General features: G+C 69.4%; 16 protein-coding genes and 1 pseudogene. 3 read left to right on the forward strand and 14 right to left on the reverse strand.

From position 1 onward, the window contains the following. Window positions 1-365: 365 nt before the first annotated feature. Together ACWCP0_RS31400 and ACWCP0_RS31405 are read left to right on the forward strand one after the other, a co-directional pair. On the forward strand, window positions 366-1082 hold the full coding sequence (locus ACWCP0_RS31400; protein ID WP_451082149.1) for a sigma factor: 717 nt from the start codon (window positions 366-368) through the stop codon (window positions 1080-1082). A gap of 308 nt (window positions 1083-1390) precedes the next feature. Further along, window positions 1391-2826 (forward strand): annotated as a pseudogene (locus ACWCP0_RS31405) (IS1380 family transposase). Window positions 2827-3117: 291 nt separating this feature from the next. On the opposite strand, the gene ACWCP0_RS31410 reads toward ACWCP0_RS31405, so the two are convergent. From ACWCP0_RS31410 to ACWCP0_RS31425, 4 genes are all read right to left on the reverse strand, one after another. Beyond that, window positions 3118-3612: a cupin domain-containing protein gene (locus ACWCP0_RS31410; protein WP_451082150.1), complete on the reverse strand. Its 495-nt coding sequence runs from the start codon at window positions 3610-3612 to the stop codon at window positions 3118-3120. A gap of 49 nt (window positions 3613-3661) precedes the next feature. Further along, window positions 3662-4066, reverse strand: a complete 405-nt coding sequence (locus ACWCP0_RS31415; RefSeq protein WP_451082151.1) for a RidA family protein — start codon at window positions 4064-4066, stop codon at window positions 3662-3664. A 777-nt stretch (window positions 4067-4843) separates the two neighbouring features. Continuing rightward, a complete protein-coding gene (locus tag ACWCP0_RS31420) occupies window positions 4844-5170 on the reverse strand; it encodes a carboxymuconolactone decarboxylase family protein (protein ID WP_351236681.1) in 327 nt (108 codons plus the stop codon). 420 nt (window positions 5171-5590) lie between these two features. Beyond that, the gene (locus ACWCP0_RS31425) at window positions 5591-6907 is read right to left on the reverse strand and encodes a cation:proton antiporter (protein WP_451082152.1); all 1317 of its coding nucleotides are present in this window, start codon (window positions 6905-6907) and stop codon (window positions 5591-5593) included. 314 nt (window positions 6908-7221) lie between these two features. On the opposite strand from ACWCP0_RS31425, the gene ACWCP0_RS31430 reads away from it, so the two are divergent. Next, complete coding sequence (locus ACWCP0_RS31430; protein WP_451082153.1) at window positions 7222-7521, forward strand: hypothetical protein; 300 nt, start codon at window positions 7222-7224, stop codon at window positions 7519-7521. 453 nt (window positions 7522-7974) lie between these two features. Here the strand turns inward: ACWCP0_RS31430 and ACWCP0_RS31435 are convergent, their stop codons facing one another. The 10 genes from ACWCP0_RS31435 to ACWCP0_RS31480 form a co-directional block, all read right to left on the reverse strand. Beyond that, window positions 7975-8643, reverse strand: a complete 669-nt coding sequence (locus ACWCP0_RS31435; RefSeq protein WP_451082154.1) for a hypothetical protein — start codon at window positions 8641-8643, stop codon at window positions 7975-7977. A gap of 37 nt (window positions 8644-8680) precedes the next feature. Then, window positions 8681-11044, reverse strand: a complete 2364-nt coding sequence (locus ACWCP0_RS31440; protein ID WP_451082155.1) for a hypothetical protein — start codon at window positions 11042-11044, stop codon at window positions 8681-8683. Window positions 11045-11061: 17 nt separating this feature from the next. Then, window positions 11062-11487: a hypothetical protein gene (locus tag ACWCP0_RS31445; protein WP_451082156.1), complete on the reverse strand. Its 426-nt coding sequence runs from the start codon at window positions 11485-11487 to the stop codon at window positions 11062-11064. Window positions 11488-11611: 124 nt separating this feature from the next. Next, a complete protein-coding gene (locus ACWCP0_RS31450) occupies window positions 11612-12166 on the reverse strand; it encodes a hypothetical protein (RefSeq protein ID WP_451082157.1) in 555 nt (184 codons plus the stop codon). A 10-nt stretch (window positions 12167-12176) separates the two neighbouring features. Further along, window positions 12177-13376 (reverse strand): type VII secretion-associated serine protease mycosin, encoded by a 1200-nt coding sequence (gene mycP / locus ACWCP0_RS31455; protein WP_451082158.1) that lies wholly within the window; start codon window positions 13374-13376, stop codon window positions 12177-12179. A 27-nt stretch (window positions 13377-13403) separates the two neighbouring features. Next, entirely contained in the window at window positions 13404-14807 is a 1404-nt protein-coding gene (locus ACWCP0_RS31460) for a WXG100 family type VII secretion target (protein ID WP_451082159.1), read from the reverse strand. A 135-nt stretch (window positions 14808-14942) separates the two neighbouring features. Next, window positions 14943-15413 carry a hypothetical protein gene (locus tag ACWCP0_RS31465; protein ID WP_451082160.1) on the reverse strand — a complete coding sequence of 157 codons (471 nt, stop codon included), beginning with the start codon at window positions 15411-15413 and terminating at the stop codon, window positions 14943-14945. A 153-nt stretch (window positions 15414-15566) separates the two neighbouring features. Then, window positions 15567-17888, reverse strand: coding sequence for a xanthine dehydrogenase family protein molybdopterin-binding subunit (locus ACWCP0_RS31470; RefSeq protein WP_451082161.1), 2322 nt, complete (start codon window positions 17886-17888; stop codon window positions 15567-15569). Continuing rightward, a complete protein-coding gene (locus ACWCP0_RS31475) occupies window positions 17885-19309 on the reverse strand; it encodes a 2Fe-2S iron-sulfur cluster-binding protein (protein ID WP_451082162.1) in 1425 nt (474 codons plus the stop codon). Before ACWCP0_RS31475 ends, ACWCP0_RS31470 begins: the two co-directional genes overlap by 4 nt. After that, on the reverse strand, window positions 19306-20184 hold the full coding sequence (locus ACWCP0_RS31480; RefSeq protein WP_451082163.1) for an FAD binding domain-containing protein: 879 nt from the start codon (window positions 20182-20184) through the stop codon (window positions 19306-19308). The genes ACWCP0_RS31475 and ACWCP0_RS31480 overlap by 4 nt, the downstream gene beginning before the upstream one ends. Between the last annotated feature and the right edge of the window lie 256 nt (window positions 20185-20440).

Consider the following 20440-nt stretch of genomic DNA (forward strand, 5'->3'; position numbering starts at 1 on the left):
CCCGGCTCTGCATGCGGCCCATCCGGAAATCGCCTGGACCAGCTTCGCCGACTGGACACGAAGCGCATTCAGCGCCGCGGACTGAGCACGGGGAAGTCGGCGACACTCTTCGACTTCGATCAGCGCGCTCGGCCCGGCCCGGACGGGGCCGGCGCCCGCTCCGTTCAGCCGGTTGTGTCGTTCCTGACGGCGCAACCGGCGTTCGTCGTGCCCTAGTGGGCGTCCGCACGGGCCCGCGCGCCCCTCGACGAAACGGTCGGGTTCATCAAGGGGTTGGCCAGAACCGCTCGGCGGAGCTGCCTGCCTCCACGCGGTGGCAGGGCCGCCCCAGACGACCCCAACCAGAAGAACGGAGACCGCAAGTCATGCATTCTGAGCCGCCTCCCACGGCAAACACCCCTGCAGAGGCTGTTTCTGTCTTTATGCAGCACGTGCCGCGTCTCTTCGGAATCGCCTACCGCGTGCTCGGCAGTGCGGGCGATACTGAAGACGTCCTCCAGGCAGTATGGCTGCGATGGCAGAAGACCGACCGCTCCGCGGTGGTGAGCCCGGTGGCCTTTCTGTCGAGTACGACGACTCGACTGGCCGTCGAGGTGGCGCAATCTCCACGCGCGCATCGGGAAACATACATGGGACCGTGGTTGCCCGAGCCCATCGACACGAGCGCGGAACCGGCGGTAGGTGGGCACCACGCAAAGGCCCTGGACCTGGCCGAGCTCCTGTTCCTGCAGGAGCTGTGCCCCATTAAGCGCGCCGCGTACGTCCTGAGAGAGGCGTTCGATTGCGACTACTCCGAGATCGCTGAGATCCTTCAGCTCGGTGTCGTCGACGCGCGGAAGATCGTGAGCCGTACTCGTAAGCGCTTGGCCGAGCAGCGAGAAATGAGTTGGCACGGCGAGACACCGACGCCTCGCGGACGGCGTCGTCGTAGCGGCTCGAACGGGGGTTCTGGCCTCACGGTAAGCCTTGCTGACCCCAGACGCCCTCAGTCCGTCCTGCAACAACCGCATGACGGGCGCTGCTCGACCACCTGTCCCGGGCCGTGCGCACGTAAACAATCTGGCGACCGTGATCCGCGGTGATGGCAGCCCCTGGTTGGTCGAGGCCAACGGCAGTACTGATCTTGATAATCCACGGCATGGGCGAGCCGCCAGATGTCCCGTTTGGCCGCCACCCAGAGCAGATTCCACGGCGTCACGTGTCCCCACTCAGTCGGCGCACGGCACGCCGGGACGACTCCAGGCCGGCCCGCTCGGGCTCTCCCTTGGCGGTGGCTAGCCTGTGGCTAGCCTGTGGCTAGCCTCGCCGTTTCGTTTGGGTGTGGTGTGTGTCGAGGCGGAAACGCGAAAGTGCCTTCCTGACCTGGGACGATGAACCTTGCTGAGGGGTTCTGTCGGGCCAGGCGGAGGGCACTTTCTACGTGCAGGGTATCGGGTTGCGTCCCAAGGTCCATGTCACCGCTGACGGGTCGGGGGTGGTCGGTCATGCCGGAGCGCGGCTGCTGGCGGATCTTGCCGATGCCACGGGGCTGACCGCCGCGTACTCCACCGCACTCAGCCCGCTGCGGCCTCGCGGAACCGGACATGATCCGGGACGGACCGCCACCGACCTGGCGGTGATGCTCGCCGACGGCGGCGAGGCCATCACGGACCTGGCCGTGCTACGGGACCAGGCCGAAGTTTTCGGCTCGGTCGCCTCGACACCAACGGCCTGGCGGCTCCTCGCCGACGTTGACGAGAAGGCACTGGCTTCTCTGCGCTCGGCCCGCGCCCAAGCCCGGGAAGTCGCCTGGCTGCAGGCCGCCAAGACCGGTGAGGGCATACCCGCAGTCCGTGCCGCGGGACGCACGCTGCCCGGCCTCGTCCTGGACCTCGACGCCACGCTGATCACCTGCCACTCCGAGAAAGAGCAGGCGGCACCCACCTACAAGGGCGGCTTCGGGTTCCACCCGCTGCTGTGCTTCCTGGCCAACACCGGCGAGGCGCTGTCCGGCCGGTTGCGGCCTGGCAACGCCGGAGCCAACACCGCCGCCGATCACATCGCGGTGCTCGACCAGGCACTCGCGCAGATTCCCGACGCCCACCGGCAAGGCACCACGACCCTCGTCCGTGCCGACAGCGCCGGAGGCGCGAAAGCCTTCCTGGCCCACATCCAGACCCTGCGTGAGGACGGTCTGGACCTGCGCTTCTCGGTCGGATACGCCATCACCGAGCCGGTCCGCCGCGCGATCCGGTCCCTCCCCGACCGACTCTGGCATCCCGCCCTGGACCAGGACGGGACCCTGCGGGAGGGCGCCGAGGTCGCCGAGCTGACCGGCGCGGTCGACCTTGCCGGCTACCCGGCCGGCACTCGCATCATCGTGCGGCGCGAACGACCGCACCCCGGTGCCCAGCTGTCCCTGTTCGACCAGGACGAGGGCCTGCGGCACCAGGTGTTCCTCACCGACACTCCCCACGCGGGTGGCGGCTCCGCCCAGTTCCTGGAGGTTCGTCACCGCGGGCATGCCACGTCGAGGACCACATCCGGTGCGGCAAGACCACCGGCTTCGGCCGCTTCCCCTCCCGCCACTTCGCCATCAACTCGACCTGGCTCGAACTCTGCCTCGCGGCCATCGACCTGCTGGCCTGGATGCGCCTCCTGCTACTGGACGGGGAGCTGGCGACCGCCGAGCCGAAGAAGCTCCGCTACCGACTGCTGCACGTCGCCGCCCGCCTCACCCGCGGCAGCCGGCGTCTTCGCTTGCGAATCTCCGCAACCTGGCCCTGGAGACACGAACTGGCCACGACCTTCCACCGCCTTGCCGCACTGCCCCGCCCCGCCGGCTGACCAGCAAACCCCTGACCGCCCACGACCGAAAGACCTTGGAGACCCCGACCACCGCGCCGGGACGCCACCATGCCCAAGCAGCGAAATCATCCCGCCCGCGGCGGGTCTCGGCTCTGGTCACACTTTCGCGGGACGGGCCGGAAAGACCCGCCCCGTCTCGGGCACCACCTCACTGCACCCCCACACTGAAGCCGTAAACCCGCAGTAACGGAGAAGTCCGGCTGGAGTACCAGGCGGCTGTGCCATGTGGACGTGAGACGGTTTCCCCGGGACTGGCCCGGGAGGCCCTCGTCAGCGGCGCGCGGACCATGCCTCGCTGTTCAGGAAGTGGTTGTCGTAGAGGTCCTGGACCTCCAGGAGACTTTCCCGGCCGACCTCGCCCAGGCGGATGCGCTGGATGTGGCGGAAGTACTCAAAGCGCTCGACGCCCGGGGTGATCACGACGAGGATGTCGGCGCCGGCGCCGGGGGTGGCAGCGAAGGCGTGCGGCTTGCCCGGCGGGACGATGAGGAGATCGCTGCGTTCCGCGGTGACGATGTCGTCGCCGGAGAGGATCTCGGCGGCACCATCCAGTAGGAAGAACATCTCCGCAGAGTGCCGGTGCAGATGCGGTGGGGCGCCGTCGGTGCCCGCCGCCAGGGTGACCCGCACAGTGGACAGCGCCCCACCAGACGCGCTGCTGTCAGCCAGCAGCGTGAAAACACCGTTGGGATCATCATCGATCGTCTCGGCCTCCGCCCCACGGACGATCACGGACGAGTCGAACTTCGGCACGAACAGTGACATTTCCAAACCTTCTTGTGACCGTCACGAACAGGTTTGGGGGCGCGCTCCGTCAGTGCGTCACGTCAAGGCGGACGACCGCGCCGATCTCGACGAGCTGGTCGGGCAGCGCGAGGTCGGCCACGCCCATGACGGTGCTGGTGGGCCGGTGGTCGCCGCAGTACGCGGCGTGCAGCCTGGCGAGGGTGTCGAAGTTCTCCCGCAGGTCCATGGCCAGGACGGTGGTCTCGACGATCTGGTTGCGGGTGGCGCCGAAGTGCTCCAGCACCCGGTCGAGGTTTTCGAAAGTCGTCCTCACCTGGAGCTCGAAGTCTCCCACCCCGACGAAGGCCCCGGCGCTGTCATGCGACACCTGCCCGGAGACATAGAGCGTGTCGCCGACTTGAACGGCCTGGCTGTACCCGTAATGGGCTTCCCACGGCATACCGAAGCCGAGTTCCCTGGACCGAACAGTCACGATTCTCTCCCGAATAATCGACCGAACCAATTCCGGGCTCGTACAACTTGCTTCGCAGCGGAGACGGCGTTCGCCCGCATCAGTGACACGCCGTACGACGTGTTGCTCGTACAGATAGCGCCCCAGACCAGGGTGTCTCCTGCCGGCAACCTCCGCATCCGAGGCCGCGGCGGTCAGGACCAGGAAGGGCGTGCCGCACGGCATCAGCCTCACCGTGGAAGACCCGGAAAGCTGAGGAGGGGCAACGTTCAAAGGAGCCCGCCCCTGGTAATCGACGCCTTCACCGCCGCCGTCCCAGACCAGTCGACAGCCGGCCCGGGGCAGTCAAGACCTATGTCACCACAGCCTGTCCTGCTGCGGGTGCGGCCCAGGGTGCGCAAGAGCCCCTCGTTGGCGTCCGCGTCGATCGCTGCGGGGTCAGCGATGCCATCGGCCCGGGAAGGGCCTGGACCACCGCTGCCTAGGTAGGTCTCGCCCGTCTCAGTTTCCGTCTCGTTCACCGCCGTACGCGACCGTCCAGAGCCGTTCACCCCGCCCCTGGGGGCACAGCTTCCGTACGGATCTGAACGCCCGCGACCACGCCCGGATGACGCCCTGACCAGCGCGGACAAACCTGCAAAGCGGGTTACGCCGGTTCGAATCCGGTCACGGTCTCTGCTCACCAGGTCCGACCAGGACCTCGGCCCTGGTCGGACAGGCTCTCCCGCACCCTGCGCACGGGATGACGCAGGCGGGATCGAGGGACACCTCCGCGTCCTGCTGAGCCGTCGGCCGCGCTCAGCCCTGGGCCTCCGTCTCGGCGTCGGCGACGGCGATGGCGATGCCCAGTGCCTTGGCGATGTTGCCGGCTGCCGTCATCACACGGGCCGTGCCCACGATGGGGGCGATGGCGACCAGAACGTCCTGCAGCTGGTCGGAGGTCAGGCCGGCCTTGAGGGCGGGGTCGATGTGGGCGAGGTAGGAAATCGGCGGAGCGTCCGAGGCGGCGAGGGCCGCGATGCGGGTGAGCAGGAGCATGTCCGGGGCCAGCCCGCACCGCTCGACGGAGTCGACCGTCATCGCGGCGAGGGTGTCCAGGACAGGGGTTTCGGATGCTGTGGCCATGTCGGAAGTCTCCTCGTGGTGTTGCGATGCGGGTCGAAGGGCGCGCATGCAGGGCTCCGCATCGGTGCAGCGCCTACCGCTCGACCGTAAGTCCCTTCCGCGTGGATCGCCTGTCGAGAGGTTCCACCGAGGAGGGCGGGCAGCCGGGCAGCAACTGGACGGAGTCTGCGACCCCATGGGGCAGGTCGGCGCGCCGGTCGCGACGAGCAGCCTGCGGACCACTGACACACCGGCGCCCGGCCGCCGGGCGGACCGAACAGAACGGCCGGGCGGACCGGGCAGAACCGTCCGCGGACCGGGCAGAACCGCCGGCGGACCGGGCAGAACCGTCCGCGGACCGGGCAGAACCGCCGGCGGACCGGGCAGAGCCGCCCGCGGACCGGGCGGAGTCGAGGCCGCTGCCGCCGCCGCCACTCGCGGCTACCGCAGGCGCCGGTGGCCGGGCTGCCGGTGCTCGGCGGCCTCCGGCACGCCGATTGCCTCGCGCAGGTCCGGTGTGGCGGCAGTCGCGGCCTCGTACCATCCGCCGTAGCGGTTGGCGAGGACGGCGGCCGACATGCCATGCACCAGAATGCTGAGGCCGACGGTGACCGACATGACCGTGCCCAGCAGGTCGGTCCCGGGAACGGACGCCTCCACCGCGAGGAGTCCGAACGTGATGGAGGCCAGGCCACGGGGCCCGAACCAGCCGATGTAGGCCACCGTGGGCAGGCGGAATCCGCTCCCGGCCAGCGAGATGGCCACCGGCACCATCCTCACCACCGTCAGGCTGAGCACGGCGTACGTGACGATCTTCCAGTCGAGCTGCTCCAGCGCCGGACCGAGCATCACCGCGCCGAAGATGAGAAAGCTCAGCGTCGCCAGCAGCCCGCCCACGTAGTCGGCCAGATCGGCAGTCTGCCCGTCCGTCCGCTTCCTGCTCCCGGTGACCGGCTCCTGCCTCCGTAGCCCGACTCCGAAGGCGAACCCCGCCACCCACGCGGAGATGAACCCGCTTCCGTCCGTGGCGACCGCCAGGTTGTACGAGCCGAGGGCCACAGCGAGCACATAGACCTCGCGCCATTCGCGCGTCGCCCAGCCTCTGGCACGCGACCTGAGCAGCAGCCATGCGCCGAGCTGTCCGACCGCGAGGCCGAGCGCCGTGCTGAGCACCAGCGCCCGCCAGAAGACTCCGTCCACTCCTTCCTCCGCCGTCGCCGTGCCGGGAAGCGCCGCGAGGAAGAGGAGGAAGAACGGCAGCGCCAGACCGTCGTTCAGGCCACTTTCGACGTTGATTCCCCGGCGTACGAGAGCCGGGACGCGTGTGCTGGAGACGGCGGTCTTGCCGAGCGCCGCGTCGGTGGGAGCGAGGATCGCGCCGAGCAACGCGAACTCCCACATCGTCAGTCCCGGCAGCAAGGGCCAGGCCAGCAGCCAGCCCGCCCCGATGCTCAGCGGCAGGCCGACGGCCAGCAGACGCAGGGGCAGGAAGCCACCGGTGCGCAGGTCCCGGCGCCGCACCGTCATCGCATTGGTGAAGAGCACCAGGGCCAGAGCCGCCTCCACCAGCGTCAGCACCGGCCCGGCGTCGTGGCGCAGGTCGAGAACGTCCAGCCCCACCGGACCGATGAGCACCCCAAGGCCACTGAACACCATCGGCGCCGACACGGCCGTTGCGGCCAGTCGCCGCGAGAACAGCGCATAGCCCGCGGTAACGGCCGCAACCGCCACGCCGGTCCAGGCGCTGCCACCACTCATGGCGCTCCAGTCATGACGCTCCAGTCATCCGCCCGGTCTGGTCGGTCCCCATCGGCCCCCAGTGACCACGGGGCGAAAACGCTGCTTTGCAGGGCAATAAGGCCGGGAATCGGCTGTGCAGGCGCTCATTCTCGCCCTGCACCGGGACTCGGGAACGGCACCGACACGGCGCGCACCGCGACTCGGCCCGGTGCGCCGAGCGTGGTCGGCACTGCCGTCTCCCGTCCCTCCTCCCTCAAGGGCTCCAGCGCGGAGCCGCTCCGGCGGCATCAGTAGGCTGCTCTTCGCTCAATACGATCAAGGGGGATTCGCAGATGGAACGGCCGCGTCAGGACTCCGGTCGGCGCATCGGCCCGTACGCGCTGATCACCCGCCTCGACCCTCCCGGCTCACCCGTCCCCCACCGCCGATTCATCGCACACGGCACCGACGGCGACCGCACCGTGCACGAGGAGGCCTTCGGTCATCACGCCCTCGTGCACCACGGATACAACGACTACATGAGCGACCATGAGACCGAGGCTCTCAAGCCCGAACAAGTCGTTCGGCGTGCTCGGCCTCGTCTTCCCGAACAGCGCCGGCCGACGCACTGCGCAACTGCCAACGAGTCGTGACGTCGTCCGGTCCAACGAAGTCGGGCCGGGACAGAGCACCCTCGATCCGACGACGGACATCGGCCTCAGACGCGGGATCGGTGGCGAAGAGCACCCGTAGCCGCACCTCCCCGCCGGAACGTTCCGCGGCGGTGTGATGCGACGCCAGCGGGCATGGCGGCTCGTGTTCCCAGTGCCCGCACAGGGCGACCGTGATGGCTGCGCCCAGTGCTCGCACGTCGCCGTCCGCATCCATGACGACGACCGCTTCGTGGGCGAATGCTTGGCGCATGGGCTCAGTATTCACCGGGTCGGCCGCGCCTCTGGCTCTGCGGAGCTTGCAGAGGAACGCTTCACCAGTTCGGTGTCGTCTCTGGCGCGAGTTGGACGGCGAGCACGAGGCGACGGGGCCCGACGGCACCCTGCACCGGTTGCCCGCTCGCAGCGGTCACCGAACCGGCTCCGGCCAGGCCGTCATCCCGAGTGCCTCAACACCGGCTTCGCCTTGAGTCCCGCGTCCGCCTCGCAACCGAGCTCGCGGGCCACGGCGCGCGACGTGGAGTGCAACAACGTGGCGTTGGCGTCCCGTAGTTTGCCTTCGTCGCCCTTCGGGGCCCGCCGGTTCTCGACCTCGCCGAGAACGTACGCCGGGTCCTGGTCGGACCCCGGAAGCTCGGCGCTCTTGCACGAGAACCACACGTACGCCCGCTCGGTACCCATCGAGGCCCGGACTCCCATCTCGTACCGCTCCAGGGACTTGGCAATGTCGCCGTCGTCCTTTGCCTGCGCGGCATCCGAGAGCTGGAAGCGGATCCGGACATCGCCCGGGCCGTTCCCGTAGTTCTCCTCGGTCGAGATCGAGCAGAGGGGGTGAGCGTCCCGGGAGTGCGGAGGCGAACTCAACGGTGACCAGCCGGCGATCAGGGCATCGGCCGCCGTCCGCGCATTCTCGTCGTCGTCCGTCGGATGCAGTTCGGCCGTGCCGGTCAGCAGAGTCAGTGCCTGATGTGCCGCGTCGTCGACCGCGCCGCCGCAGAGCTTCTGCCCTTCGGCGGAACTCGTCGCGCGCGGCTCGGCGCTCTCTCCTGAGCCTCCGCCGCATGCTGCGGTGGCCCAGACCAGGCTGGTGACCATCGTGGCCACCACCGCATGATGACGCCTCTTCACTCGATCCACCCACTCAGCCGGTCTCGGGGTCCTGCCCCTGCTGGTCTTCCTTGGAATTTCCGTTGATGTAGCCGAGGTTGGCCGACTCCTTCAGATCCTGCCCGAATTCACTGTCGGGCTTGACCTGGTGGCGCTCCATGAAGTCGTCCATAGCAGCCTTGGAGTTGTCCTCACCAGCGGTGTAGATATTCGTCCGCTGTTCCCGGATCTGCTCTTCAGTGTTTTCCTTGTGCTCTTCCTGCTTGGCGTCCGACCAGTCGCCGATGAACTGCCCGGAGAGCTGCTCCAGCGCACCACTGCCCGTGTCCACGGCGAGTGGCACGAGGATGGCGGCCGCACCCGCGGCGGCAGCCGTAGCGGGCAGGAAGGCCACACCGGCGCCGATCGCGGCGGCCGCGCCGAACTCCATCCAGCCCGCTCGCTTCTCGAGGGCTTTGTTGTACTCCTCGTCCTTCTTGAGATTCTCCGCGGTGACCTGGTCAGCACGGGACTGGTCGAGGATGCCCTGCACCTCGGCACCCGTGTAGACGGCCGACCGGGCATGTCCGGTGTCGATCTTCCCGTTCGCGTCGACGGCATGGGCGTCGAGCATGCCATTGGTGTAGATGCGCTCGGCGGTCGCGATCGTCGCGTACGAATCCGGGTGCTGTCCCAGCGTGCTCAGGAAGTTCAGCGCGCCACTGCGCCCGAATTCGGCGTGGTTGTTCGGGTCGCGAGCGTGCGGGTATTTTTCGGAGTTCGCATTCTCCGGCGCGTACATGCTGTCGGTCTTGTTCTCATTGAGCGCCCAGTTGATGTCGTCGATGTAGCCGGCGCCCATGTTGCCGAGACTGTCGGCCATCGTCTCCTGCTTCTTGAGCAGGCCGGGGTCCTGGCCGTACTTCTCGACGACCTTCTCCATGATCTCCACCGTGGTCTCGTCCTTGACGAGTTTCGGACTCGGATCGTCCCAGGCGTGGCCGAGTGTCGCCGCTTCGAGCGCGTGGCCAAGGGCATCCGGCATGTAGGCCGTGGACTTCTTGGCGTCGTCCGGGTGGTGGCCGTCGATGTCGGGGAAGAACTCGTACTTCTCGTTGCCGAAGAAGTCGAGGTAGTTGCTGATCCCGTTGCCGTCCTTGTCCTTGCCAAGGTCCGGCGACCCGCCCTTGACCGTGCCGTCCTCGTTGTACGCGGTCGGCTCCGCGGAGAAGAACTGCTTGGCAGCCTCCGGGCTGTGGCCGAGCGCCTCCAGCATCGGCACCATCGGGTCGTAGCCGGCCCCGTTCACGCCGGAGGGGTTGAAGGGGTTCTTCTGCCACCCGCCGATCGCCTTGTTGTCGGCGAACATGTACGGATCCTTGGCGTGCAGCTGGGCGACATGCTCGGCGATCGGCGTGAGGAACTTCGGGTCGTAGTTGCCGTTCCGCATGATGCCGCCGAGCAACTGGTATCCGAACGGCCCGTTGTAGTCGTGCTTGGCCAGCGGGATGCGCTCGGTGCCGAGCTTGCGCATCTCCGTGGACCAGTTCTCGGTCCACTTGTCGCCGCCCTGCGTGGCCGAGGCGAGGTTGAGGCCGAGGTTCCTCTGCAGCTCCTTGACGTCCTTGAGGCGCTGCTCGTTCAGCTCGGAGTAGTCGTACGTGTCCGTGGACAACTGCCCGAAGAATTCCAGCGACCCCTTCGGTCCGAGACCGTCGTAGAAGGTCCGCGAGAACTCCTTCGATCTGCTGTTGTCCTTCAGCAGCTCGTTGAGCCGCACCAGCTCCTCGTGCGAGAGGTCGCGGCCCTTCTGGGCCAGGTCGATGGCGCGCTGGGCCTCCTCGGCGTCGAGGCTGCTGTACTTCGGCGCGCTGAAGTTGTGCTTGTCGCCGGTGATGTTGGCCTTGAGCGCGTTTGCACAGGCCACATCGGCGTCGTCACAGGTCTCGACGATGGCGTCGATCCTCTTCTGCATGGCCTCGACGTCGGCCCGCTGCTTGCGCAGCGCCTCCGGATAGTCCGGGTCGTGACGAGCCGCGTTGTCCTTCTCCAGCGGGTACGAGGCCTCGACCGTGCCGTGGGAGCCGACGACGAGGTGCGCGGCCGGCGCTTCGGTGTCGACCATCTTCTTGAGGTCGTCCTTGGCCTTCTTGAAGGCGTTGTATCCGTCCTCGAGGATCTTGCGGATACCTTCGGCGGCCTTTGCGGCGTCCTCGAACTCCTTCGCGGTCTTGTCCACGAACGGCTTCGTGACCTCGGCGTTCACACCTCGCCAGTAGTCGTCGTCGGCCTTCGCCGCCATGGTCGTACGGGCATCCTCGGCGAGCGTGTCGAGCAGGCCCTTCATCTTCGACCAGTCGTCCGCCGCGGCCTTCATCTTGTCCAGCGGGGCTTGGTACACGTTGTCAAAAGTCAGCACAGCTGCGTCACCCCGCCCTACTTGAAGTACTCGTTGATCTTCGACGCGGACAGCGCCGCCTTGATCTCTTCCTCTTCCCTGGCGTGCGAGGCAGCGCTGTAGTCCAGGTGGTTGGAGATGTTCGCGCAGGCGTCGAGAAGCGTGTTCAGCTGCGACTTCCAGGTCTCGTTGACGGTCGCCATCGCGGATCCGGTCCGGAACCCGTTCACCGTCATCATCGTCGCGGCGTCCGAGGTGCTGGCCTGGGCGTGATTCCCGTCCTTCGCCAGCCTGCCGTGGAGCGCGTAGGCGGCGTTGCCGATCGCACCGAGCTTGTCCTGGTTGACGCCGAGGTCGGCGGTGCTGCTGCCACCACCCGGTTCGGGTGCGACCTGATTGAGGCGCATGCCGACGCCCGCGGTGGCGCTGCTGCGGGCCGATGCCCACTCCTCGTCGAACGACATGCTTCCCCCTCGGTCGCAACCATGTGGAACCAACAGTTCCGGCCGCTCATACCTTATGCGCGCGTACTGCGGAGGCCTGCCTCGGTCTGGCTTGTGCACGGTATGCGCACAAAAGATCCGGCATTCAGCACCGGCCCTCGTCCACGGAGACGACGAGATCGTATTCGGGCAGAACCGTGGTCGAGCCATCGGCCCCGGGGACCGCGACCCCGCCCGACTCCGAAGAGGTCATGCTGAGGCAGAAGGGGTACTCGCCCCTGTCGGTGGTGATCTCGTAGCTGTCGCCATCCGTCGACTCCACGGCGAGGCGGTAGTAGGGGCCTTCGCCCTCGGCGGCCTGGCGCAGTGCGTCCTCGACCGTGGACGTGGACCCGCTCGTGGCATGCGACTCAGCTTCGAGCGACGCGGCCGCGGCCTCCACGACGTCCTGCAGCTCGCCGCGGCTCCATGAGGATTCGTCGGCGAAGTTCATGGCACCGCAGGCGGAGAAGAGCATCACGCCGGCCGCGATGAACGCGACGATCCGGCCTCGGTTGTACGCCGCGTCGGAGGGCTCGGTGGCCTCCGGGTTGCGGTAGCGCCAGGCGGTGAAGCGCCAGTAGAGGCGGCGCTGGTCGACGCACCCGAGGACGACGAAGAAGCCGGCGAGAGCGAAGAAGGTGATGATGACGCCGGTCATGGAACGCGCCTCAGCTTCGCCGGGAACGGGCCACAGGGACGGCTATTGCGGCGCCGAGCAGCACCGCGGCGCCGATACCCAGACCTATCAGGAGTCCCGTATTGCTGCCATCGGCCTGGGAAGCGGGCGCGGCGGCGGCCGGCTTCTCGGCGGAGTCCGAACCACCTGTCGACCTGGAGGCTTCCGTGGAGGGCGACTTGGCCTCGGCAGCCGCTAGGTCCGGGAGGGGGTACTCGTCCGCGGGTCCGGGGTCGACGGTCTGGGAGAGGGCGATGCGGGGGCGGACCGCGCCGTAACCGATGTAGTCGTTCCGCTTGGCGCCGCTGGTGGGGCCGCCGGCGGTGCTGAGCATGACGCGCAGGACCTGGTTGTTGGTCCAGGTCGGGTACTTGGACCAGATGAGGGCGGCGGAGGCGGAGGCCAGGGCTGTGGCGTCACTTGTGCCGTGGGTGGTGCAGAGGCCGGTCTTGCCAGTACAGGCAGTGACGATGTCCATGCCGGGCGCTGCAAGGTCTACGTGCTTGCCAGTCTGCGACTCCTTGGTCGCTTTGACGTTCCGGTCGACTGCGGCTACACCGACCACACCGGGCGTCGCGGCGGGATACTGGACCAGAGTGGCGTCATTTCCAGCGTTGCCTACGGCGGCAAAAAGGAGCTTGCCCTTGCCGAGTGCGTACGTGACCGCCTCGCGTGTCCGGGGCCCGTCGGTCGGCGATCCGAACGACATGCTGATGATCTTCGCCTCCGAATCAGCCGCGTAACGAATGGCGGTGCTGGTCTGGCGGTCTGCCTGCTTGCCGGCCAGCGTGTCCGTTCTGATGGGCAGGATCTTGGCCCCCGGGGCAAGACCGTACGAGCCGTCGCCGGAGGGATGCTTGCCAGTGGCAGCGATCACGGCCGCCATGCTTGTGCCATGCCCGTCGACGTCGTCATGTGCGTCGCCCGGCTTCACTGTGATGTTCTTGCCTTCGAGGACCTGGCCCGCGAGTTCAGGGATAACCTTCACGCCAGTGTCGATCACGGCGATCGTCACCCCCTTGCCGGTGCTGACCTCCCACATCTCGTCGGCCTTCATGGCATCGAGATGCCACTGCGTTGACCGAATCGACTCGGCATGGGCGGGCGTTGACGCTGTGCCCACCAACAGCATCCCGAGTAGGGCCGACGTGCCTACTGTCAGGTGGCGGGCTCGAATGCTGCTGGTGCGCATGTGCTTCCTCTGCGAATCCGTACGCGATCAGTCGATCACCGGCGGCACAACCCGACGGCTGTCCCGCTGCCAGGTCTCTTCGTCTTCCACCAGGTGGTCCGGCCGCTCCTCGCGACGCTCGTCCTGGTTACGGCCTGCTCCGTGGGTGGAGTGCGGCATCATGCCCGAGCGGCTGCCCTGTCCAGCACCCGCGCGGGTGCCACCTTCAGCACCATTACGGACCAGGCCCGTGCCACCAGGCGTGAACGGACGGCTGCCGGTCGCACCCGGCTGCTGGCCGGGACGACCACCGACGACCCCACCGGTCTCGTACGCCAGGCGTCGGCCTGCGGCAATACCGTTCTGACCGCCCGTGGGACCGTGAATGCTGCCAGCAGAGGTGCCCCCCGTTGGCGTACGACCGTGAATGCCCTCGTTCCCGACCACCATGCCGCGCGGGAGTCCGCCCGTGGGACGACCCGTGTTCTGCGGAACTGGACGGCCGCCTGTGATGCCACTTTCGCGAGGCACCCGGGCAGTACCAGGGCCGGTGCCGAGCGGGCCATGACTGGGTAGCGCGGGCGTACGCCCGGTGGCACCGGCAGGTCGTCCGCCCGAGACCGCTTGGTTACTGCCGGTCAAGGGCGGCATGACGATGGGCGGAGTGATCCCCCCATCAGGACGACCGGCCGACGGAAGGCTGCCCGGTGTGATCGAGGGAGACTGCTGCGTGGGCGGCGGAAGCGTGCCCACGCTGTCGATCCCCAGCCCGACAGGGCGGTCGGCGTGTGGGGGCACGGTGCCCGCAGACGTCTGAAGCACATGTCCGTTGCCCACCCCGTGACCGGACGGACCGCCGGGTGCCGAAGGAGAGTAATCGCTGCCGGACGAGCTGCCACCCTGGCTGTAGGTGCCGGGTCGAGCCCGGTCGTCCCCGTCAACGTAACTGCCCTGCGGGACGAAATCCGCCGGCGGCGCCGGAAACATCGGCGGTTCCGCCGCGTTGATGAACATCGCCGAGAACGTGTACGACTGCGCAAGCTTGTTCATCTGCTGAACGGCTTCCGCGTGGTCCCCGTCCAGCTTCGCCCGGGCATCCTGCGCCACGGTCCGTGCATCCGGGTCGTTGTGGTACTTCAAGGCCGCATCGAGGTTCTCCTTGGCGGACGCATCCACCTCCGGCAGGCTGGCCTTCACCTCGCGCAGCGTCTGAGCCGCGTTGCTCATCCATGAGCCACCGACCGCGCTGTACTCCCCGAGCTTGATGGTGGCAAGCGATGCCTGTTCACCCCAGGTCGCGAACGCCTCGGCGGCATCGCCCTTCCACACCACGGAGTTGACGTAGGCCTTGAGGTCCTCGCCGATCTCCGTGATCGTCTTGGCTGCGTCGGTCAGCTGATCGGCATGCTCCTTGATGGTCTCCGGGTTCGCCGAGGCCAGCATGGCCAGCATCTGCTCATGCGTGTGCGACTCGAAGTCCGTGGACACGAACAGCCGGCCGAAGAGCCCTCCGAACACGCCTCCGCCCGAATCCTGCTCAGCCATGACGGCGCCCCCTCATTCCCCGTGTATGCACAAGTACCGTCATCACAGACTCGTACCGCCCGACGCATCGGCCGGGTCGGCAGTCTTCGCGGGCTCGTCCTTGGACGGCTCCTGCTCCCTGCGCTTTTCCGCTTCGCGGCGTTCGATGTCCGCCTCGGCCTGCTGGGCGATGCGCTGCATACGCCGCTTGATGTCGTCGTCGATCTGCTCATAGCCCTTGCGGGAACCGTCGACTGCGATGCCCAGGGCCTCGATCTGACCCGCCAGGCCCTTGGAAAGGTTCTGCAGCTCTTCGTGGACCCGCTTGTACACGTTGTACAGCGTCTCAGCCTCGCCGAAGCCCTTGCCGAGGTCGCCGACCGGAACCGTGCCGTCCGCCATCCTCATCGGTGCCGCGGGGGATGCATCGAGTCGCGAGAGAAGCCCGTCCACCCGGTTCTTGAACTTGACCAGCTCACCGGCGTCGACGTCCAGGTCCATGGAACCGGAGCCCGAACGGCCTCCGGAGCTCACAGTGGAGACGCTCGGGTGAACCGGCCGCCCCGTCCCGTCGTCCCAAGCCATCGACGCCTCCCCGTTCAACACACAAAAGCTTCGGAGATCACTGTAGTCACCATCAGTGACACGGCGCACCTCGGCATTGCACGTGCAACGCGGATCACACGGTCATGAGTTGGGCACAGCGACCGCCGCCTGCGGCCTGATCGGGAGGCGGTTGACCGGGCGGCCCGTGGCCGCGCGGACTGCGGAGGCGACGGCGGCCGGGGAGGTGACGACCGGGACCGCGGAGGCGGCCTTTGCGCCGAAGGGGGCCACCACGTCGCGTTCCTCGATGAGTTTGACGATGCGGATGTCGGGGGCGTCGAGGGAGGTCGGAAGGGCGTAGCCCGTGAGGTCGGGGTGGCGGACGAGGCCGCGGGCGGTGCGGAGGTTCTCGGTGAGGGCCGTGCCGACGCCCTGGGTGATGCCGGCCTCGATGCGGGCGTTCAGCTGGGCGGGGTTGAGGATGCGGCCGACGTCCTGGGCGACGGCGACCTCGACGACGCGTACGGAGCCGAGTTCGATGTCGACGTCGACGACCGCGCGGATGGCGCAGAAGGCGAGGCCGACGAAGGCGTCGCCCTGGCCGTGGTCGTCGAGGGGTTCGGTGGGGTGGGGGCGGCACTGGGCGGTGGCCCAGAGTTCCTTGCCGTCCATGGCCTCGGTGACGGTCGTGGAGAGCACGCCGTCGTACGACGTGATCTTGCCGTCGGTGATCTGGAGCAGCTCGGTGGACATGCCGAACTTGTGGGCCAGGGGCTGCAACAGCTGTGTACGGACCATCTTCGCCGCGCGTTCGACGGCTCCGCCCGAGACCCAGGTGTGGCGGCCGTGCGTGGCCGCGCCCGCCGGGGGCTGGTCGGTGTCGACCGGGGCGACGCGGACCTCGTCGATGCCCAGGGTCTCCTGGACGATCTGGCGGGCCAGGGTGGAGAAGCCCTGGCCCGTCTCCACGGCCGCGCAGATGACGGTCGCGGCGCCGTCCTGGACCTTGACCGTCGCCGTCGAGACCTCGTCCGCGCCCTCGGCACCGAGCATGTGGACCATGCCGAGCGCGTAGCCGACGCCGCGGCGCACGGCGCCCGGTTCGCCCGCGCCCTCGGGGCCGCCGGGGAGGAGCCAGGCCTCTTCCGGGGTGTCCATGGGAAGCGCGGGCAGCGGGAAGTCGCGTACGGCCTGCAGCAGTTCGGCGACCGGGGCCGGGCAGGTGACCGTCTGGCCGGTGGGGAGGATGTCGCCGGTGGCGAGCACGTTGCGGAGGCGGACCTCGGTGGGGTCCAGGCCCAGTTTCGCGGCCAGCTTGTCCATCTGGGCCTCGTACGCGGCGCACACCTGCATCGCGCCCTCGCCGCGGACATGGCCGGAGGGCGGGTTGTTGGTGCGTACGGCCCAGCCCTCGATGAAGGCGTGCGGGACGACGTACGGGCCGCAGGCGAAGGCCACGGCGGCGGCCAGGGACTCCGACGAGGCGTCGGCGTAGGCGCCCGCGTCCAGCAGGATCTGGGCCTCGACCTTCACGAGCTTGCCCTCGGCGTCCGCGTGGTGGCGGTAGCGGAGCAGGGTCGGGTGGCGGTGGGCGTGGCCGAGGAAGGACTCCTCGCGGGTGGCCGTCAGCTTGACCGGGCAGCCGGTCTTCAGGGCCAGCAGGCCGAGCGGGATCTGGAAGCCCGGGTCCTCGCGGTCGCCCGTCGCGCCCGGTACGCCCGTGACGACGACCTTCACCTGCTCCGGCGACAGTCCGAAGCAGGCCGCCGCCAGATCACGGTCCGTGTGCGGGTCGGTGGACGCGGTGTAGAGCTCGACGCCGCCGTCGGGGCGCGGCACGGCGAGGCCGGCCTCGGCGCCGATGGGGGCGGGGTCCTGGCGGCCGATCCGGTACAGGCCCTCGACGATCGTCTCGCCGGTCGCCTCGGGGTCGCCGAAGTTGAGCGGGATGTGGCGGATCAGGTTGCCGTCGGGGTGCAGGGGCTCGGCGGCGAAGGCCTTCTCGGGGTCGGTGACCGGCTCGAGGATCTCGTACTCGACCGCGATCGCGGCCGCGGCGAGCCGGGCCGTGTCGGGGTGGTCGGCCGCGACGGCGGCGATCGCCTCTCCGTGGTGGCGGACGGTCTCGGACGCGAAGACGGGCCGGTCCGCGATCCGGCGGCCGTACGCCGCGTCGCCCGGGACGTCGGCGTGCGTGATGACCGCGTGCACGCCCGGCATGTCGGCGGCGGCGGCGGTGTCGATGGAGGTGATACGGGCATGAGGGTGCGGGGAGCGCAGGATCGCGGCCCACAGCAGGCCCTCGGCCCACAGGTCCGCGGCGTACGGGAACGTGCCCTCGGTCTTGGCGCGCGCGTCGGCCTGCGGGAGCGAGGCGCCGAGGCCGTGGGTGGGCACCTCTTCCTGGGCGTCGCCGCCCCCCTGGGGCATCGTCGTCACGGTGGTGGCCGCGTCGTTGCTCACGCCATGCCTCCGTCATGCGGGTGGGGCTGCACACTACCGGCCCCCGGGGGTGCCTGGTGCGGGATGCGAGCCTCCTCGTAGGGCTCCTCCGTGGCCGCCGCCGCGGCGGCGGCGCTCGCCTCGCGCTCCGCGACCACCTCGCGCACGGCGTCGACGACACCTCGGTAGCCCGAGCAGCGGCAGAGGTTGCCGCAGAGCGCCTGCCGGGTCTCGAGCTCCGTGGGGGCGTGGTTGCCCTCCAACAGGTCGTGGACGGTCATGGCCATGCCGGGAATGCAGAAGCCGCACTGGACGGCGCCGCACTTGGCGAGGGCGCGCTGGACGTCGGACGGTTCGCCGTCGACGGCGAGGCCCTCGACCGTACGGACCTCGGAGCCCGCCGCCGTGGCCGCGGGAACGAGGCAGGAGGCGACCAGCCGGCCGTCGACCTGGACGTTGCACGCTCCGCACTCGCCCTGCGAGCAGCCGTCCTTGGCACCGGCGAGGCCGAGGCGCTCGCGCAGCACGTAGAGGAGGGACTCGCCGACCCAGGCGTCCGTGACGGGGCGGTCGGCGCCGTTCACACGCAGGACGTACGAGGTGTGGGGGTGCTCGTCGTTGCCGAGGGTGCCGCCGGCTCGGTCCTGGGCCTTTGCCTGGGCCTCGGTCGGACCCTGGGCCTGGGCCTCTGCCGGTACGGACTCGGGCTCCGGCTGCTGCACAGGCTGCTGCTCGGGCTCCGGCGGCGTCTGCGACTGTGGCTGCGGTACGGGCGCGGGCTCCGGGGCCTCGGCCTGGGCGACCGCCTCGGCCGGCTCCTGCGGCGCCGTCCCCCAGGGCGCGGGCGCCCCGCCCGGCAGCGTCGCCGGGTACGGCACCGGAGCCGCGGGCTCCTCGGGCGCCGCCTCCGGAGTCGTCGCCCAGGGCGCGGCCGCACCTCCCGGCAGTGTCGCCGGAGGCGTACCCCCGCCCCACTGGGACGCCAGCACGGACGTCGTGAACTCGCCGGACTCGTCAGGAAGGTCCCCCTGCGCCACGGGGATCGTCCACTGACCGGTCAGCTCGGAAGGCCCGGCCGCGACGGGCTCGGCCTCCGGGAAGGTCCACTGGCCGGTCGCACGCGGGTCCTGCTGCGTCGCGACAGGCTCGGGCTGCGGCTGCGGCTGCGGCTGCGGCTGCGGCTGCACCATCCAACTGCCCGTCGCCGCGGGGTCCGTGCCGGGCGCCGGAGTCGGCGGCGTGATCTGGGGCGGCACATAGCCGTGCCCGGGCGCCGCGAGCGGTGCGTCCAGCAGGCCCTCGGGCGGCAGTTGGACGAAGGCCGTCGCGTCGGAGTCGTACTCGCCCTGCGGGGTGGGCTGCCAGCCCCCGCCCCCGCGCTGCTGCGACTGAGGCTGCCGCTGCTGGTGCTGCTGCCCCGAAGCGTTCTCTTCCGTGCTCACGACAGCGCCCTCCCCAGTGCTCGTCGGGCCAGCGCGGCGACCGTGCGCCGCAGGTGCAGGATCCCGGGCGGCATCTGCTCGTCGCCCTGCGGGTCCGGGATACAGGCCGCGGCCACGTACTCGCCGAAGGCCGCCAGCGCCTCGGGCGCCAGCCCGCGCGCGCCGTCCCAGTCGATCAGGGACGCGATCCAGCGCTCGGCCTCCAGCGGACGCAGCGGCATCGGTGCGATCGCGCCGACCGCACAGCGCACCCCGCGCCGCGCCGGGTCGAGCACGACGGCGACGGACGCCGACGCGCGGCCGGGGCCGGTGCGCCCTGTGGCCTTGAGGAACACCTGCGGGGCGTGCAGCAGCGGTACACGGACGAAGCCGATCAGCTCCGCCGGACCGAGCATCTCCCTGCCGGCCAGCAGATGGGAGACCGGGATCTCGCGGTGGTCGCCGCCCGGGCCCGCGATGACCAGGTCCGCCTCGAGCGCGGCGAGCACGGGCAGGGCGTCACCGGTCGGGGCCGCGGTGGCGATGTTGCCGCCGAGCGTGCCGGCGTTGCGGATCTGCGGCGGGCCCGCGGCGCGCGCGGACGCGGCGAGCGCGGGGATGAGCGCGGCGAAGTCGGGCCGGCCCATCCGGGCGTGGGTGAGGCCGGCGCCGAGCAGCGCGTGGCCGTCCTGGTACTGCCAGCCGCGGATCTCGTTGATGCGGCCGAGACCGACGAGACCGGCGGGCCGCAGCCGACCCTTGTTGACGGCCGCCATCAGGTCCGTGCCACCTGCGACCGGCACGGCGGCGGGCATGGCCGTGAGCGCCGCCACGGCCTCTTCGAGCGAGGCCGGCAGCGTCACGGACTGCGCCGCCTGCGGTGCGTGAGTGGTCAACCCAGCTGCCCCTTCCCGGTGTCCCGGCTGTCCGCCTGTGTTGCCGTACCGTACGTGCTCACAGCCCGGACGTGGCAACTCTGGCACATCTTCCGAGCGGTCCGACGCGAGGGTCCGCGAAGGGCACATCCGTCCAGAACATCCCGAAGACTGGCGTTCGTCCGGTTTGGTACGGCATTGCCGTCACAAGCGGATTACCGCTCTTCGGCGCTCCTTGTACGACTTTTCCGTGCGGCCCCCACGGTCCCAGGGACCG

This window comes from Streptomyces sp. NPDC001970, from assembly GCF_053594115.1.